At 53.4% G+C, this 15,537-nt stretch carries 15 protein-coding genes; 2 read left to right on the forward strand and 13 right to left on the reverse strand.

Features of this window, described 5'->3' with window-relative positions; all coding sequences use genetic code 11:
- Window positions 1–58: 58 nt before the first annotated feature.
- The 10 genes from QQ91_RS14710 to QQ91_RS14755 form a co-directional block, all read right to left on the reverse strand.
- Complete coding sequence (locus QQ91_RS14710) at window positions 59–649, reverse strand: double zinc ribbon and FHA domain-containing protein (RefSeq protein ID WP_166275665.1); 591 nt, start codon at window positions 647–649, stop codon at window positions 59–61.
- 201 nt (window positions 650–850) lie between these two features.
- Window positions 851–2,137, reverse strand: coding sequence for a radical SAM/SPASM domain-containing protein (locus QQ91_RS14715; RefSeq protein WP_166275667.1), 1,287 nt, complete (start codon window positions 2,135–2,137; stop codon window positions 851–853).
- A gap of 754 nt (window positions 2,138–2,891) precedes the next feature.
- On the reverse strand, window positions 2,892–3,842 hold the full coding sequence (locus tag QQ91_RS14720) for a F0F1 ATP synthase subunit gamma (protein WP_166275669.1): 951 nt from the start codon (window positions 3,840–3,842) through the stop codon (window positions 2,892–2,894).
- A gap of 91 nt (window positions 3,843–3,933) precedes the next feature.
- Window positions 3,934–5,451: a F0F1 ATP synthase subunit alpha gene (atpA, locus tag QQ91_RS14725; protein WP_166275671.1), complete on the reverse strand. Its 1,518-nt coding sequence runs from the start codon at window positions 5,449–5,451 to the stop codon at window positions 3,934–3,936.
- A 73-nt stretch (window positions 5,452–5,524) separates the two neighbouring features.
- A complete protein-coding gene (atpH, locus tag QQ91_RS14730) occupies window positions 5,525–6,085 on the reverse strand; it encodes an ATP synthase F1 subunit delta (RefSeq protein ID WP_166275673.1) in 561 nt (186 codons plus the stop codon).
- Window positions 6,085–6,612 (reverse strand): F0F1 ATP synthase subunit B, encoded by a 528-nt coding sequence (locus tag QQ91_RS14735; RefSeq protein ID WP_166275675.1) that lies wholly within the window; start codon window positions 6,610–6,612, stop codon window positions 6,085–6,087. The genes atpH and QQ91_RS14735 overlap by 1 nt, the downstream gene beginning before the upstream one ends.
- Before the next feature lie 34 nt (window positions 6,613–6,646).
- Window positions 6,647–7,078, reverse strand: coding sequence for a F0F1 ATP synthase subunit B' (locus tag QQ91_RS14740; protein WP_166275677.1), 432 nt, complete (start codon window positions 7,076–7,078; stop codon window positions 6,647–6,649).
- Window positions 7,079–7,140: 62 nt separating this feature from the next.
- Complete coding sequence (gene atpE / locus QQ91_RS14745) at window positions 7,141–7,386, reverse strand: ATP synthase F0 subunit C (RefSeq protein WP_166275679.1); 246 nt, start codon at window positions 7,384–7,386, stop codon at window positions 7,141–7,143.
- A 131-nt stretch (window positions 7,387–7,517) separates the two neighbouring features.
- Window positions 7,518–8,285: a F0F1 ATP synthase subunit A gene (atpB, locus tag QQ91_RS14750; RefSeq protein ID WP_166275681.1), complete on the reverse strand. Its 768-nt coding sequence runs from the start codon at window positions 8,283–8,285 to the stop codon at window positions 7,518–7,520.
- An 85-nt stretch (window positions 8,286–8,370) separates the two neighbouring features.
- The gene (locus QQ91_RS14755; protein WP_250833367.1) at window positions 8,371–8,790 is read right to left on the reverse strand and encodes an ATP synthase subunit I; all 420 of its coding nucleotides are present in this window, start codon (window positions 8,788–8,790) and stop codon (window positions 8,371–8,373) included.
- Between the two features lie 376 nt (window positions 8,791–9,166).
- Here QQ91_RS14755 and QQ91_RS14760 point away from each other — a divergent pair, with 376 nt between their 5' ends.
- Window positions 9,167–12,469: a BRCT domain-containing protein gene (locus QQ91_RS14760; RefSeq protein WP_166275683.1), complete on the forward strand. Its 3,303-nt coding sequence runs from the start codon at window positions 9,167–9,169 to the stop codon at window positions 12,467–12,469.
- Here the strand turns inward: QQ91_RS14760 and nadA are convergent.
- Window positions 12,466–13,419, reverse strand: a complete 954-nt coding sequence (gene nadA, locus QQ91_RS14765) for a quinolinate synthase NadA (RefSeq protein ID WP_375340954.1) — start codon at window positions 13,417–13,419, stop codon at window positions 12,466–12,468. The genes QQ91_RS14760 and nadA overlap by 4 nt on opposite strands.
- Before the next feature lie 95 nt (window positions 13,420–13,514).
- On the opposite strand from nadA, the gene QQ91_RS14770 reads away from it, so the two are divergent.
- Window positions 13,515–14,204 carry a CIA30 family protein gene (locus tag QQ91_RS14770; RefSeq protein ID WP_166275687.1) on the forward strand — a complete coding sequence of 230 codons (690 nt, stop codon included), beginning with the start codon at window positions 13,515–13,517 and terminating at the stop codon, window positions 14,202–14,204.
- 116 nt (window positions 14,205–14,320) lie between these two features.
- On the opposite strand, the gene QQ91_RS14775 is transcribed toward QQ91_RS14770, so the two are convergent.
- Window positions 14,321–15,121, reverse strand: a complete 801-nt coding sequence (locus tag QQ91_RS14775; RefSeq protein ID WP_166275939.1) for a 7-carboxy-7-deazaguanine synthase QueE — start codon at window positions 15,119–15,121, stop codon at window positions 14,321–14,323.
- Window positions 15,096–15,536 (reverse strand): 6-pyruvoyl trahydropterin synthase family protein, encoded by a 441-nt coding sequence (locus tag QQ91_RS14780; protein ID WP_166275689.1) that lies wholly within the window; start codon window positions 15,534–15,536, stop codon window positions 15,096–15,098. Before QQ91_RS14780 ends, QQ91_RS14775 begins: the two co-directional genes overlap by 26 nt.
- Between the last annotated feature and the right edge of the window lies 1 nt (window position 15,537).

Raw genomic sequence — 15,537 nt, forward strand, 5'->3', positions numbered from 1 at the left:
GTCTTGCAAAACTAGCTTATCTCCTCTTTTCGCAATCTTCAGAAATGACCTGATTTTTTTAAGCCTGAGTAGTTACCAGGGAAATGCGATCGCCCTGCCGTAAACGATATGGATGCCCAGGCGGCAATGGAAGGTCATTGATGAACGTTCCGTTGCTACTTCCAGAATCCTCGATATAGTAGTCTCCTGCCCTCATTTCAAGCACTGCATGGACCCGCGAGACCACATCCCCATGGGCAAGCCCAGAAACATCGATGTCGGGGGGAATTGTCCCTTGGGGACGACCGATATGGATGACGTTGGCGTGCAACGGTATCAGAGTTTGAGATTGCTCGTGAAGCAATTGGGCTGGGGGCGCCTGCAATTGAGTCTGCCCAGGGTCAGTGGGAGGAATCCCTTGAGCAGGTGTATTCATCATTGCTGGTGAGCCATAAATAGGCGCTGGCTCAAAGTAGGGTGCGCCATACACCGTAACTGGGTCAGCAGAATAGAGGATTTCCTGGAGGTTCATGCCGCAATTGCTACAGAAGTTAGCTTGGGCAGAGAGGGAGATTTGACACTGTGGGCAAGTCACCGTCATGGCCTGGCCACAGGCTTCGCAACGACCAGTGCCTTCAGGATTTAGGTGAGCACAATAGGAGCAAATCATGTGGGCCAGTTCTCCTCAATTTTGTCTAAGATCTGCTTTGTTCGGTAGAGGACTTGCAATAGAGCATCCCGGTTTCCCCAGGCACTTCGAGGGAACAGCGAAGCTTGCCAAGTTTGATCTTGAGTCTTTGAAGGGATGTGCCCTGGTCCAGGGGGGGGAGAATCTGGGTCAGGGGTTGAGTATGCTTGCGGGTCATTGGACTCAGGAAGATTCATGGTGCGAGAGCCGGGTTGGGGGAAGACGATGACCCAATGAACCAGGCCCGTGGGAGGGCCATTTAATACGATCACGCTGAAAGTGTAAAGAGTCTTCGGCTGGCCAGGGCTGATCCTGGGACTCCTGAACTAACTGGAAACGGCCATGATCAAAGGGAAGACCAGGGGCAGAGTCTTGGAGAAAAAATCGTTCTCTAAGCCCCTGTTGTGCTAAGGTCAAGGCCCGATGATGGCAGTAGGGGTTATTTCCCCGACGACCAAAAAACACATGGGCAGTCCAACTGCACCCCCCTCGACACAACTGGGCAAATTCACAGGTTTGGCAAAATCCCCAGAGATGCTCGGTGCCAGCGGCAATATCGGCCTGGCGATTAAACTGTAGCCTTGGGGACTGGGCGATTATCTCCCGCAAGGGGCGATCGCGAATATTTCCGCCAGCATAGGCCTGAGTCGGCAGGGAAGGACACCCTTTAATCGTGCCATCGGCTTCAATCCCCAGAGTATTAAGACCTGCACCACACCCCCGCCAAAAATTCCAGTCCCCGCCACCTCGTAGTAGACGTTCGTAGGGACCGTAGTAACCAATGTTATTGCCTGGAAACAAGCGAATCTTATCCAAGGAAGCCTGGTGCGCAATGTGGGCCAACATGGGATAGAGATCGAGCAGTTCCCAGGGTTGCAAAAGCAAGTGCCAGTGATCGGCCCCATACCCCATAGGAACCGTGAGTTGAATTTGCCAGGCAAAGATTCCCGCCTGTTTAAGGATGTCATAGAGAATTGGCAACTCTGGGGCAGACAAGCGATTAATTTGGCTATTACAGCTAAAGGGTAAGCCCACCCTGCGAAAATGGGTCATGGCGTCCAGGGCAGCCTGCCAGGATCCTGCACGTCCCCGCAGCCTGTCATGGGTCGCCTGCAAACCATCCAAGGAAACCGAAGCTGAGGTCATCCCCGCCGCTTTCATGGCCTGGGCCATTGGACGCGAAAGGCCATATCCCCCCGTAGTTAAACTACAGCGCATACCTGCCTGGACAATCGCCTGGGTAATGACGAGCCAATCGGAACGAAGGAAGGCTTCCCCGCCAATTAAGGTCACTTCGCCAATCCCGAGGTCGGCCAATTGTTGCACCAGATCCAGGGCTTCTGCAGTGGATAACTCCTGATAACGGGGGCGTCCGGCCCGCGACCCACAATGACAACAGGACAAATTGCACTTCAGGGTAAGTTCCCATACCGCATAGGCGGTTCTTCGATAGGGTTGGGACTTGTCCATCTACCGTTAGGGCCTGATTAACTGACCGCATAGATAGATTGTAGCGCCTAAGCTTCAGCAAATACAAAGTAAATCTGCAGGAGAAGCCGAGGATATTAGATAAAGCTGGAATTTGGCGGTTGAGCAGTCCTAAATGGGTAAGAATGTATTGTAATGGTGGAAGAAGTACTGGATTATCTCAATGTAATTCTCTAACTTTTTAGAAAACAATCACGTCTTCCTCACCAAGCGTGACAGGGCTGTTTCAAAGTATAGAGAGAAAAATTAGACTAGCTCCACGTTGTAACAGGGGAGCGAATCATGGCCAGTCTGATCGATGGACTTAAGTTGATTCCTGCCCCCCGCAAAGCCCAAGGCAAGTGCCATCCCTTCTGGTTTTTGCTGTTACTGGTGATCCATAGGTAACTCAAGCCTAATAAGCGTTCTAAGGTTGACCCATCGGCAATCCAAAGGGCCTCAAATCGCGCTGTTGCCCGAGGTTTCCGCTTGGCCATACTAATCGGGTAACGAAGACCGCTTTACTTTGGCCCTGAGGAGACTGGCTGAACATAAGCACTGCTGCGTATTGACTTCAGCAGCTAAGTCTTAACCTGTCGCAAGTGCCCTGCGCTCCCTCTTCACCCCCGAACAGCTCAACTCCAAAAGAAAAGACGCCGAAAGTTTCGGCGTCTCTAGCATCAATCTTGCCTAGATTAAGATCCCGCTGGGATCCCTGGGGTGGCGATCCGGATCGTAACCTGGCATTCCACGAAGCTTAATTCAAGGCTTCGGCACCGCCCACCACCTCAAGGATCTCTTGGGTAATGGCCGCCTGACGAGCTTTGTTGTAGGAAAGGGTCAGCGATCCCATCAAATCGCTGGCATTTTCGCTGGCATTGTTCATGGCGGTCATGCGAGCCGCCAGCTCACTGGCCGCAGACTCCTGCAAAGCCCGTAACAATTGATTATTTAAAAACAAGGGTAAAAGCGCATCCAGGATCTGATTGGGATCTTGCTCAAAGATCATGGACGCAGGAATCGTACCCGCCCTATCACGCTCTACGGTTTCCCGCTGCACCTGAAACTGCCCCCCCCGCGTGGTCAGCCGGAAAATTTCATCGTCTTGCACCTCTAATCCCTGGGGATCTAGGGGTAGGAGTGTTTGAATGACGGGCTTTGAACTCACCAAAGAGACAAAGCGCGTATAAATCAGCTCAACCCGATCTACAGTTTCCGAGACAAACAGGGACAACAGCTCATCCGCAATCTTAGCGGCTTCATTGGCCGTGGGAATTTGCTCAAGACCTGTATAGTTCGCATCAATGGGCTGGTCTCGGCGCTGAAAGTACTGAGTAGCCTTGCGACCCACCAGTACAAAAGTATATTCAATGCCAGCGGCAGCAAGCTCCTTGGAGCGATCCTCTGCCTTCCGAATTACGGCGCTATTGTAGGCCCCGCACAACCCGCGATCGCCCGTCACCACCAACAGGGCCACCTTTTTAACCTGCCGTTGGCGCAGCAGCGGCGAGTCAGCATCTTCAAACTTCAGCCGAGCCTGTAATCCATACAGAACCTGAGCTAAACGGTCCGCAAAAGGTCGGGTTGAATTGACCTGCTCTTGGGCGCGACGAACCTTGGCAGCAGCAACCAGCCGCATTGCCTCTGTAATTTTTTTAGTATTCTTGACCGACTGGATCCGATCGCGGATCTCTTTCAAATTGGCCATGATGTTCTATTCCTGATCAATCACTTGAAGCCTCAACAACTCAACCGATGCGCCCCCCGAACCAAAGGAAAAGGCCGGGGAGCTAAAGCGGTTAAGCCGTGGCCATGAAGGTCTTTTTGTACTCCTCCAGGGCCTCTTTCAACACGCCCTCAGCCTCATCATTGAGCTTCTTCTCGTTCCTGATAACCTCAGCATATTTGGGCTTGCTGGTTTTCAGGAACTCCCGGAGGCCAGCCAGGAAAGGAACCACCTTATCCGTGGCGATATCATCTAGATACCCCTTCGTTCCGGCGTAGATAATGGCCACCTGATCTGAAACCGCCAGCGGAGAATATTGCGGCTGCTTGAGCAGCTCTCGCAGGCGCTTTCCGCGCTCAAGCTGGTTTTGGGTCGCCTTATCCAGGTCAGAGGCAAACTGAGCAAAGGCCTCCAATTCAGCAAACTGAGCCAGCTCTAGCTTCAGGGTTCCAGCCACCTGCTTCATGGCCTTAATCTGGGCCGCCGAACCCACACGGGATACAGAAATCCCAGCATTAATGGCTGGGCGCAAACCTGCGTTAAACAGGTCCGAGGATAAAAAGATCTGGCCGTCGGTAATGGAAATCACGTTGGTGGGAATGTAGGCCGAAACGTCTCCAGCCTGGGTTTCCACAATGGGCAAAGCCGTCATACTGCCCTCACCAAGCTCAGGGCTGAGTTTCGCAGCCCGCTCAAGTAAGCGCGAGTGAAGGTAGAAAACATCCCCAGGATAAGCCTCACGTCCAGGCGGACGACGCAACAGTAGGGACATTTGACGATAGGCCTGAGCCTGCTTCGAAAGATCGTCATACACAATCAGCGTATGCTTCCCTTGGTACATGAAGTACTCCGCAATGGCCGCCCCGGTGTAGGGAGCCAAGTACTGCAGGGTAGCCGGGTCATTGGCATTAGCCGCAACTATCACGGTATAGTCCAGGGCTCCACGCTCCCGGAACACTTCAACCACCTGGGCAACCGTAGAGGCTTTCTGACCCACCGCTACGTAGACGCAGATCACATCCTCCGTCGCCTGGTTCAAAATGGTGTCCACCGCCACCGAGGTTTTGCCGGTCTGACGGTCCCCAATAATTAGTTCTCGCTGCCCCCGACCAATGGGCACCATGGAGTCAATAGCGGTAATACCAGTCTGCATAGGCTCACAAACTGACTTTCGGGCAATAATGCCCGGAGCCGGAGACTCAATCAGGCGCGTATCGGTGGTGGCAATGTCGCCCTTGCCGTCAAGGGGACGGGCCAGCGCATCCACAACACGACCGATGATGGCTTCACCCACCGGAATCTGAGCAATTTTACCGGTCGCTTTTACCGTGCTGCCCTCTTGAAGATCTCGGCCATCTCCCATCAGCACCGCACCAACGTTGTCCTCCTCCAGGTTGAGGGCAATACCAACGGTGCCATCTTCAAACTCCAGCAGTTCTCCAGCCATGGCTTTCTCTAAGCCATACACGCGGGCAATACCGTCTCCCACCTGGAGAACCGTGCCCACATTTTCCACCTGGACTTTTTGGTCGTACTGTTCAATTTGCTGGCGAATAATCGAACTAATTTCGTCGGGTCTGATACTTACCATGGGTCTGCTTGTGAATCTGTGTTGAACTAGGACATATCAATTAAATGGGCGCTCTCGGCAGAAGCCTCCAAAATTATGCGGAAGCACTGGTGAGAGAATTACTGATGCGGCGCAACTGTCCGCGAATGCTAGCGTCTAGAACCTGAGAACCAATGCGGATGATGACACCCCCAATGAGATCCGGGTCAATTTTAGTTTCCAACTCAACCTGGCTCGCCTGGGTCATGTGCTGAACCTTAGCAATCACCGCCTGTCGCTGGGCCTCGTTCAACTCAATGGTGGAGGTCACCTCAGCAAGGACCGTATTTTTAAGCTTGCGCACCAAGGACTGGAAATGCTTGCAAATCGCCTCCAGTAAAAAGATGCGGCGGCGGTCAACCAAAAGCATCAAGATGTTGAAAAACACGCCCTGGACACGCCCTTCCGTGATCTGCCGGAGAACGGCCTTCTTAGCCTCCGCCTTGATGAGGGGATTGCTGATAAAGGAGCGGAGATCTTCCGATTCACGGAGCATCTCCAACATAAACCCAACATCGCTGGCAATTTCGTCGACAAAATTAGAATCCTGGGCAATGCCCATTAGGGCCTCAGCATAGGGTTCCACCATCCCAGCCGTAACGGATGTCTGTTTCATCAATTGCCTCCTAACAAAGCAACACTGCGTTCAAAAAGAGCCTCCTGGGCCGCTTGGTTGTTGGACAACCGTTGATCCAGGGTTGCCTCAACCTTTTCTAAGGCCATCTTTGCCGTTTGGCGCCGCAGTTCAGCAATGGCCCGCTCCTGGCTGGTGGTCGTATCTTGAGTAGCGCTTTGCTTGAGACGCTCAATTTCACGCTCAGCCGCCGCTAAAATCTCTGCCTTCGAAGCCTCAGCGCTGGCTTTCGCTGAAGCCAGGATTCTTTCCGCTTCCACTTTGGACTGTGCCAATTTTTGCTCCTCAGCCGCCAACATGGCCTGGGCGTCTGCTTGGCGCTTTTCAGCCGCCACAATTTCAGCTTCAATGGCGGTACGGCGCTCCGCCAAGATTTTCTTCAAAACACCGCCGACAAAATAAACGAGCACCCCAATCACAACGCTCAAGTTGATGAGGTTGGTCTCAAAAATGTCGAGGTTTAACCCAAAGCCCGCAGCTTCAGACTCTGTTGCTAGCCAGTAAAACATTCTCAATTCCTTACTTTGGTATAAAAGCAGTCCCTTATGCTGGCAATCCAGACCCCAGGAGCTTGTCTAGAATTTGCTGGCTCAGGGCGTCAGCATCGGCCGAGAGTTGCCCCATGGCGTTCTGCTTTTGAGACTCCAGTTCCTGAAGAACCTTCATGACTTCTTCCTGAACTTGCTGTTGAGCGACAGCAATTTGTTCTGCTGAGATTTTCTTGGCTTCTTCCTGGGCATTTGCAATGATGGCCTGGGATTCTCGCCGGGTCGCGTTCAGCTCCTGCTCATACTGTTGAGTGAGCTGTTGTGCTTTCTCTAAACGCTCCTTAGACTCTGTTTTGCTAGAGCGAATAAAGCCCTCGCGTCCCTCCACGATTTTGGCCATTGGCTTGAAGAACAGCGCGTTCATAATTGCCGTCAAGATCACGAACTGAATCGCCATCAATGGCAGGGTGGCATCAAAATCAAACATTTAATATCTCCTAAGCACAGGGACGTGAAAACGCCCCTGCTTCTATGAAGGTTGGGTAAAGCCTACGCAAAGGGATTGGCGAACAACAGCACCAGCGCAATCACCAAACCGTAAATGGTCAGAGATTCCATAAATGCAAGGGTCAAAAGCAGGGTGCCGCGAATTTTACCTTCTGCCTCGGGCTGACGTGCAATCCCCTCAACGGCAGAACCGGACGCATTACCTTGACCAATACCCGGTCCAATTGCAGCAAGACCAATGGCAAGGGCGGCAGCAAGTGTTGAAGCAGCAGCAACTACTGGATCCATGATGTTTTTCCTTTGTATAGATTGACTAAAAAACAAGGGGTGTCAGTTGATGTAACCTGACAGTTTGCCGATGAGGCAAATGGCTTATCTAGCCCGATACGAATAAGAAGAGTCGGAAAATCAAGTCTTTCTCAGTGCTCTTCCTCCGCTCCATGTCCCTCTAACGCCTCATGTATGTAGGCTGCGGCAAGAGTTGCAAAAACAAGGGCCTGAATGGCACTGGTAAACAAACCCAGCAGCATGACCGGAATCGGGACGATGAGAGGAACAAGGAAAACCAAAACCGCCACCACCAATTCATCCGCCAAAATGTTTCCAAATAGACGGAAGCTCAGGGAAAGCGGCTTGGTGAAATCCTCCAAAATTGCAATGGGCAGCAAAATGGGAGTTGGCTCGATGTACTTCTTGAAATACCCCAGACCTTTCTTACGAAATCCAGCGTAAAAGTACGCCAAAGACACCAACAGTGCTAAAGCCACTGTTGTATTGATGTCATTGGTGGGTGCGGCCAATTCCCCTTCTGGGAGCTCTAGGACTTTCCAGGGCACTAGGGCTCCTGACCAGTTACAAACGAAGATAAAGAGAAACAAGGTGCCGACAAAGGGCAACCAGGGTCGATACTCTTTTTCACCAATTTGGCTTCTAGCCAGATCGCGCAGGTATTCCCAGCAATATTCCATCAGGTTCTGAGCCCCAGTCGGGACTTGCTTGGGATTGCGAGTGGCTGCAACCGACACAATCAGCAAAAGAGCAATTACGAGCCAAGAGTTCAAGAAAACTTGCCCGTGCAGCTTCAGGTTACCGATATGCCAGTAGAAATGGTTGCCTACTTCCACATTGGCGAGCGGAAATAAGTCAAAGGTGTTGAAGGTGTCAAGCACAAAGCCCGTGTAGTGCATGATGTGCACAACCTCATTGATCACATAAAAGTTTAAGCCCTAGAAACGGCTCCGCTCTAGAACTTGAGCATCGGCCTGCTGGGACTCATTTTTGCAGCAGTGCAGTTCTGAGCGTATAGACAAGAATGGTGACCTTGTAAGTCAGGAAGCCCAAAAAGACAGGAAGCACATGCAAGCCATCAATTTGCGTAGATATAATAATCACGCCCACAAACACGGCAAGCTGACTCTTCCCAACCTGTTTATGGGTTCCCAGTCGCTCAACATTTCTAGCCAATAACCCCAGATAAGCTAAGCCTGAAAGTGCTCCTAATAAATAGTTCAGAGCAATATTCAGACCGTAGTAGAACCAAACCCCACCAAAGATTGCCCCAGTCCAGAGTAATGTCGACACCAACAAAGCCTGCTTGAGCTGATAAAACTCAGACATGGAGCGGTCGGAGACTTCCGCCAGCATAGCTGGTGCAGAAGGGCTATCCTCACCTTGCCGGTGTTCAACGGGCAAGGCATCAATCTCGGCGGGTGGCTGACGCCTCGGATTGGAGACCTCTGTTCTAAAACTGACCGCAGGCGGCGGATCTGCCGCAGACCGATCACGCTGAGAGCTATCCAACAGATTCGAGGAGTCCACAATCTTGAGAAAAATTGGTCTATCGCTTAACCGCAAGCCACTGCTAATGGTATCACGGTGGGGTAACAATACTTAACGGAAATTCAACCCCTGTAGACCTGGAGAATTGTTTTTGCATCAATCTCTGAAAATCTCTTCAGAGCTGGGGTTTGGCATTTTTTATTGATCTCCGACTATTCGGCTAGAGAAGCGACTAGCATGGCTATAGAACATTTTTTAGATTCAATCGGGAAACGGATAACTGATTCTTATGGATTATGGCGTTCTGGGTGAAGGATTTGGGCTGGTGGGGTTAACCCTAGCTCTGGTGATTAGCGAAGTCCGACGACAACGACAGCAGCGGGCGGTTCAAGAGGCTCAGCGGGACCAAGAGACGGCCTTAGATCAGCTCCATAAGCAGCTCAGTCAATCTTGCCAGGAGAAAGGGGATCTAACCGAAGCGCTGGATCTGGCCAAGGCTGTGGTGGAAACCCTTCAGACCAGACAACAGCAGGCTGAGGGGCAGATGACCGAGATCCAGGCGGAAGCAGAGGCGAAGGCGAAGGCCCTGGGGGAACTGACGGAAACCCTTGCCGCTCAACAGCAGGACTGGCAGCACCGGTTTCAAATCCAGGAAGAGGATCATCAACGGATCCAGGCCGACTCTGTCCGCAGGGTGGAGACCTTGGAGCGATCGCTCCAGGATCACGATCAACAGCACCAACAGGCCCTTGATCAGTTAAGGCAGCAGCTTACGGATCAGTCTAAGCAGGCCCAGCAAACCCAGGCGCAGCTAGAACAGGATCTCGCCGAAGCAAGGGCAAGGGCAGTCCAGCTGGAACAGGAACTGGAGGAACTGCGAACCCATCAGCAGTCGATTGTGCAGGCGCTGCGTGCTGATTTAGATCGCAGGGAACAGCAGTTGCAGCAGCAGCTGCAGGATCTGCTCCAGGATCGCGATCGCCTCCTGGTTGAACAGGTGGCTCTGCAGGAGGAGAACCAGGGCTTACAGGCCATGGCCCAGGAACACGATCGTCTCCAAATTGAGCATCAAGCCGTGCTGCGGGATCAGCGCGAAGCGCTGAGCAGTCTGACGCAGGCAAAATCCCAACTTCAGCAATTCACCCAGGAAAAGCAGGAACTAGCGGCCCAGCTAGAATCCCAGGCGCAGGAACTGGCACAACTTGCCCAGCAGCGCGGGGGTCTAGAGCAGGAATTAGCCAATAAAACCTTAAAAATTCAGGAGTTTGAAGCAAAACTGCAGACCAGCACGAAGAATTTAGAGCTTATTCGCTCGCTAGAAGCGGATCTGGAGCAATCGCAGCAGACTGAGCAGCGCCTTGGGCTCCAGATTGCGGAACTGGAAGCAGAGCTAGATCGGCAAATTGATCTGCATCGCCTTGAGCAAACGCGGCAGGATTTAGAGCAACAGCAAAAAATTCTGGATCTAGAGCAGGAAAATTTAGACTTGTTAGAGGCCCTAGAGGCCCGAACGGATCGGCTCAAGACTCTGGAACCTCTGGAAGAGGAAAATCAAAACCAGCAGCGATCCCTGACCCAGGCGCAGGCAGAATTATCCCAGACCAAGCAGGCCCTTGCAGACCAGTCCCTGGAGTTGGAAAAGGTGCAGGCCCAGGTGGCCGCGCTCCAGGCAGAAAATCACGATCTCCAGCAAATTCTGGAGTCCCAGGGGAGCAGTTCATCTGAGGATCAACCGGATCTCGATCTGGCCCAGAGCTTGCAAACGATCTCTCGTCTGGAATCTGACCTAGCCCGGCTAGGGGCTGAAAACCAGACCCTAGAATCAGCCCTGGATCAGGCCCAAGCGCAGATCACCAGACAGACCCAGACCCTGGCAGACCTGGACTCTGACCACACCGCTCAGGTGCAGCATAGGGCTGCATTAGAACAGAGTTTAGCGGCGGCCACCCAGGAGGTTCAGGATTTAACCGGGAACAATCAGTCCCTCAGGCAGACTCTGGAAGCGGCTGAAGAGGAAGCTCAGGGGCTCAGACAGCAGATCCAGGATCTGGAGTTGGACCGCGCCGCCCAAGCCAAAACGCAAGCAAACCTCGAACAAGCACTGGCAACCCAGGCCAAGGGATCCGAGACCGCAGGGGAGGAATTAGCGCACCTTCAGGCCGAGCGCGATCGCCTGGCTGAGGATCTGACTCAGATCCAGCAGACCCAAACACAGCTTGAACAGCAGCTGGCGACCTGGGATCAACGCCAGAAGGTCTGGGACCAAGAGCGCCAGGAGTTAACCGGCCAAAGGGAGACCCTCGCGCAAACCAATGAGCAGCTCACAGCAGAAATAGCAGCGCTCCACCAGGAGCATCAGGCCCAGCAGCAGGCTTGGCAGGTCGAGCAGGCTGATCTCAGCGATCAGGTGCGGCGGCAAACCACCGCCTTCACTGAGATCCAGGAGCAGGTTCATCAACTGACCCAGGCCAAGCAGACGCTTGAAGCTGAGCAGGTTCTGATGTTAGAAGAACTGGAATCTCTAGAGTCCCAGGCCAAGGAACAGGAATCTCAACAGATCTCCCAGTTCCGCCCAGTGGAGCAGCAGATCCACGAGGAGATGGCCCAAGTCCGCGCCGCTCTGGAACGGGAGCAGGCTCGGGCTAGAGATCTGGAGGTCAACCATGCGCAGTTGACCCAGTCCCGCGATGGGCTTCAGCAGGATCTAGAGGCGGCCCTGGGGCAAGTGGCTGCCACCAAGGAAACATCAGCGGCCCTGTCTCGACAACTAAACGCCCTGCAACAGGAGCGCGATCGCCTCCAGGAAGATCTTGAACGCCTCGGGGACACTCGCCCAGAGGACGAGCGCATCCTGGCGGCCTTAGAAGAGCAGGTCATCCAGCTCAGCCAGGAGCGAGACCAGATCACCCATGCCCTGGAGCAATCTCGTGCAGAGATTCGGGAATTAGAGCAGCAACTGACCAAGCTCAGTCGGGAAGAAGATCAGGCAACCTCCGTTCCTGTGCAAGACCCACCGGATCGCGCCCCAGATCTGGTTCACCTGGAAGCCCAAAATGCAGCTCTGGAGAAAAAAATTGAACATCTCAGCCAGGATAAACAGAAGCTGCAAGCGGCCATGAAAATGGCCCAGGATGTGGTTGCCACGCTGCAAAATCAGGTGGAGAACTTAACCCAGGACAAGCAAAGGCTTGAGCAGACCCTGGTCCAAACCAATCGCCAAGAGGCCGTCAATCCCCCGCCTCCTTCCGACGCGGGCCAGACTCCGGATTTGCCCTCCCAGGATGTAGCTCCCGCCTTGGGTTCGGCCGGAGCGTCGCAACCGGATGAACCGCAGCCAACCCTTCAGCCCCTGGCAGATCAAACCTTCGTGATTACAGGAAAATTTAAACAGGTGAGTTTCGAAGCCGTGAAGGAACTCATTGAAGCGGCAGGAGGCACAATTAATACCCATCCCAGTCAGAAAACGAGCTACATTGTGGTGGGCGAACATCCCGGCAAAAAGCTCAAAAAAGCCGAAAAGTATGGCATTCCCCAGCTCAACGAGTCTGAAATCTTAGCCCTGCTTAAAGTTGACCCCAGCCAGCTAGCCTAACTCATCTCTAACATGCGCTGAATGGGACGTAGGGCAGCCAATCGGGTCGCCTCTGGTATGTCGATTCGGGGGGTGCGGTGCTGCATCGCAAGATAGAGCTTTTCCAGGGTGTTGAGGCGCATGAAGGGGCATTCATTACAGGCGCAAGTGCCAGAGGGCGCTGGAATGTAGTTTTTTTGAGCGTTTTGCTTGTGCATCTGATGCAAAATTCCTGGCTCAGTCGCCACAATAAAGGTGTGAGTTGGACTGAGGGCGGCGTACTGCAACAGGGCCGTAGTGGACCCCACAAAGTCGGCATGGCGCAGCACCGCAGGTTCACATTCAGGGTGGGCAATCACCTGCGCCTGCGGATGCTCCATTTTGAGATCCAAAATGCGTCGTTCGGAAAAGGTCTCGTGGACAATACAGCTCCCCTCCCAAAGCACCAGGTCCCGACCGGTTTGGGCCATGACGTAGCGCCCCAGGTTCTTATCAGGAGCAAAAATAATCGGCTGCGTGGGCGCGATCTGCTCCACAATTTTGACCGCATTAGAGCTGGTGCAGATAATATCGCTGAGGGCCTTAATTTCCGCCGTGCAGTTGATGTAGGAAATCACCAGATGATTCGGGTGCTGGGCCTTAAAGGCAGCAAAGGCCTCGGGCGGGCAGCTATCGGCGAGGGAGCAGCCTGCCTCCTGGTCCGGAAGCAACACCAGTTTGTCGGGATTCAAAATCTTAGCGGTTTCCGCCATGAAATGGACCCCGGCAAACACAATGACCTCTGCCGAGGTAGAGGCCGCTTGGCGAGATAACCCCAAGGAATCGCCGATGTAGTCCGCAATGTCTTGGATTTCCGGCTCTTGGTAATAGTGGGCCAAAATAACGGCATTGAGTTCCCGCTTGAGATCGTGAATGGCCCCCACCAAGTCCAGGGGAAGATCAACAGCCGGGGGAGAAGACAGAGTAAACACAGGCGATGCAGCAATGAAGGTAAAACAGAGGTTAAACTCCCTCTTTGAATTATAGTGGTTTTTACCAAAAGTAAGTCGCAGGGTTTTCACGCGATATGTCATCACCTCGCCCAGCCTGGGATTTCCGCCGTTTTTGGGAAACCCTCGCCTACTATGAAAGCATTCCCTTTGTGAGTGATTTTCAGAAAATGCTATTTGGATCAACGGCTCCTCCCCCTCCGGTGCCAGAAAATAATCTTGTATTCGACTTTTCCCAACCCAACTTCCCACTCGCGGAACTCTGGGGAGCGCTGGATGATGTGGTCATGGGGGGCGTTAGCCAGAGCCAAATTGAATCCCATCCCCAAGGCGCACGGTTTCACGGCCAGGTTTCCACGGCGAACTCCGGGGGGTTTGCCTCGGTGCGCACCCGCAATTTTAGCCCCCCCCTCAATCTGGCTGAGGCCCCAGGACTGGTACTGCATCTGCAAGGAGACGGTCAGCGCTATAAGTTGATTCTTCGAGATTCAAGCCGCTGGGATAGCCTGGGCTACGCGGCCTCCTTCGCCACAGTGCGGGGGGAGTGGATGAGCATCAACATCCCTTTTTCTGAGTTACGTCCAGTCCTACGGGCAAAAACCGTTCCCAATGCTCCGCCCCTCGATTCAGGGGCAATCGCGTCATTTCAGCTCATGCTCAGCAAATTTGAATACGATGGCCAGCTTAACCCTAGCTTTAAACCTGGCCCGTTTGACCTACTGCTGCGATCGATTGCCATTGCACCAGGGATGCCTCACGGCGATTAATCAAGACTGAGGTTCACATAAAAAAGAGGTTCATAAAAAAACCAGACCTGCTGGCCTGCGGAGGGCGCGATCGCCTTAGCCTGACAGGCGGGGATCAGGACAAAGGTTATTAAAGTTTATTTTTGATGCATCATTTTGTGGGTCTGGGGGATGACGCGCACATCGCGCAGGATCTGTTTCATCAAGCCGTGCCATTCTAGGACCTGTTCAGGCCTGGGGGCTAAGGCAGAATCGGCCTCACCCAGGGGGGTCATGGGCTGCAAGAAGCAGGGAATTTCCTCCGACACAGACCGGATCAAGGCCGCAGCCTTTTCTAAGTCTAGCCATTGCGTTTGGCTGGAAATGATCAGTTTGCAAAACACCTCCACCTTGGCCGCCTGGACTAAAAATTGCCGATGGGCTTCCCAGTGAGATTCGCGACTGACGCTGGGCAGCTTAAGGTCCATGCCAATCCAATCGAGATAGGGCAACACCAGAGGCAGCAAATCGGCGCGGTGGCCCCCAGTTTCCAGGTACAGGGGTAGGGAACAGCGCGATCGCAGCTGGGGTAAGAACTGGGCTAAAAAGGCCGACTGCAGAAGCGGCTCTCCCCCGGTAAGGCTAATGCTGTCATGGAGACGGGGCTGATCGAGTCGATCAATCCAGGCCAGCAGCTGCGTCCCGCTCACGGGATTAGGATGCTGTTCGTAGCGCCGCTGACCGGCCTGAACCTCAATGTCGCAGCGGGAGGTGGGATGCCAGGTGTGGGCGCTATCACAGTAGGAACAGCGAAGATCACAGCCTCCAAAGCGGACAAAAATTTGCCGCGTTCCCACATTTAACCCTTCTCCCTGGAGTGCCGAAAAAACCTCCACCAGGGCGGCGGTTTGGTCCAGCCCAGCAGCCTCGAGACTATTCGATTTCGTAGGCAGCGGCATTAACATGGGTTTCTTGAACGTGAACTCGCAGCACTTGAATCGGGACGTTCGGGGCCAAATCCTGGAGCAGATGCTCGGCGCGATCATGTAAACAGGCGGCCAACACCTCCGTGGTGGGATCGTGAGGCAGGGTAAAAATTTTGCTGCCAGCTTCCACCGCACGCACCGCCCCAACCATGGGGTCTTGCTCATGGAGAAGCAGGGCATGGTCCAGGTGGGCATCGAGCCATCCCCGCCAGGATCGTTTCAGCAATCCAAACTCTAGCACCATGTTTTCAGCGTTCAGGGACTGGGATCGTAGGGTTAGGGTAATCACCCAGCTGTGGCCATGGATACTGCGACATTTGGGAGAAGCCGTTGCTTGGGAAAAGCGATGGGCCGCTTCAATATTGTGCTGAATTTGGATGGTGTACACC

This window comes from Lyngbya confervoides BDU141951 (assembly GCF_000817775.3).
GTDB lineage: Bacteria > Cyanobacteriota > Cyanobacteriia > Thermosynechococcales > Thermosynechococcaceae > Lyngbya > Lyngbya confervoides.

Excerpts from the sequence above, each read along its gene's own strand:
- atpH (WP_166275673.1), bottom strand. The coding sequence starts at position 6,085 with ATGAAACAGACATCCGTTACGGCTGGGATGGTGGAACCCTATGCTGAG.
- atpA (WP_166275671.1), bottom strand. The coding sequence starts at position 5,451 with ATGGTAAGTATCAGACCCGACGAAATTAGTTCGATTATTCGCCAGCAA.
- QQ91_RS14740 (WP_166275677.1), bottom strand. The coding sequence starts at position 7,078 with ATGTTTGATTTTGATGCCACCCTGCCATTGATGGCGATTCAGTTCGTG.
- QQ91_RS14735 (WP_166275675.1), bottom strand. The coding sequence starts at position 6,612 with ATGTTTTACTGGCTAGCAACAGAGTCTGAAGCTGCGGGCTTTGGGTTA.
- QQ91_RS14715 (WP_166275667.1), bottom strand. The coding sequence starts at position 2,137 with ATGGACAAGTCCCAACCCTATCGAAGAACCGCCTATGCGGTATGGGAA.
- atpB (WP_166275681.1), bottom strand. The coding sequence starts at position 8,285 with ATGCACTACACGGGCTTTGTGCTTGACACCTTCAACACCTTTGACTTA.
- QQ91_RS14720 (WP_166275669.1), bottom strand. The coding sequence starts at position 3,842 with ATGGCCAATTTGAAAGAGATCCGCGATCGGATCCAGTCGGTCAAGAAT.
- QQ91_RS14775 (WP_166275939.1), bottom strand. The coding sequence starts at position 15,121 with ATGCCGCTGCCTACGAAATCGAATAGTCTCGAGGCTGCTGGGCTGGAC.
- QQ91_RS14770 (WP_166275687.1), top strand. The coding sequence starts at position 13,515 with ATGTCATCACCTCGCCCAGCCTGGGATTTCCGCCGTTTTTGGGAAACC.
- atpE (WP_166275679.1), bottom strand. The coding sequence starts at position 7,386 with ATGGATCCAGTAGTTGCTGCTGCTTCAACACTTGCTGCCGCCCTTGCC.
- QQ91_RS14760 (WP_166275683.1), top strand. The coding sequence starts at position 9,167 with ATGGATTATGGCGTTCTGGGTGAAGGATTTGGGCTGGTGGGGTTAACC.
- QQ91_RS14710 (WP_166275665.1), bottom strand. The coding sequence starts at position 649 with ATGATTTGCTCCTATTGTGCTCACCTAAATCCTGAAGGCACTGGTCGT.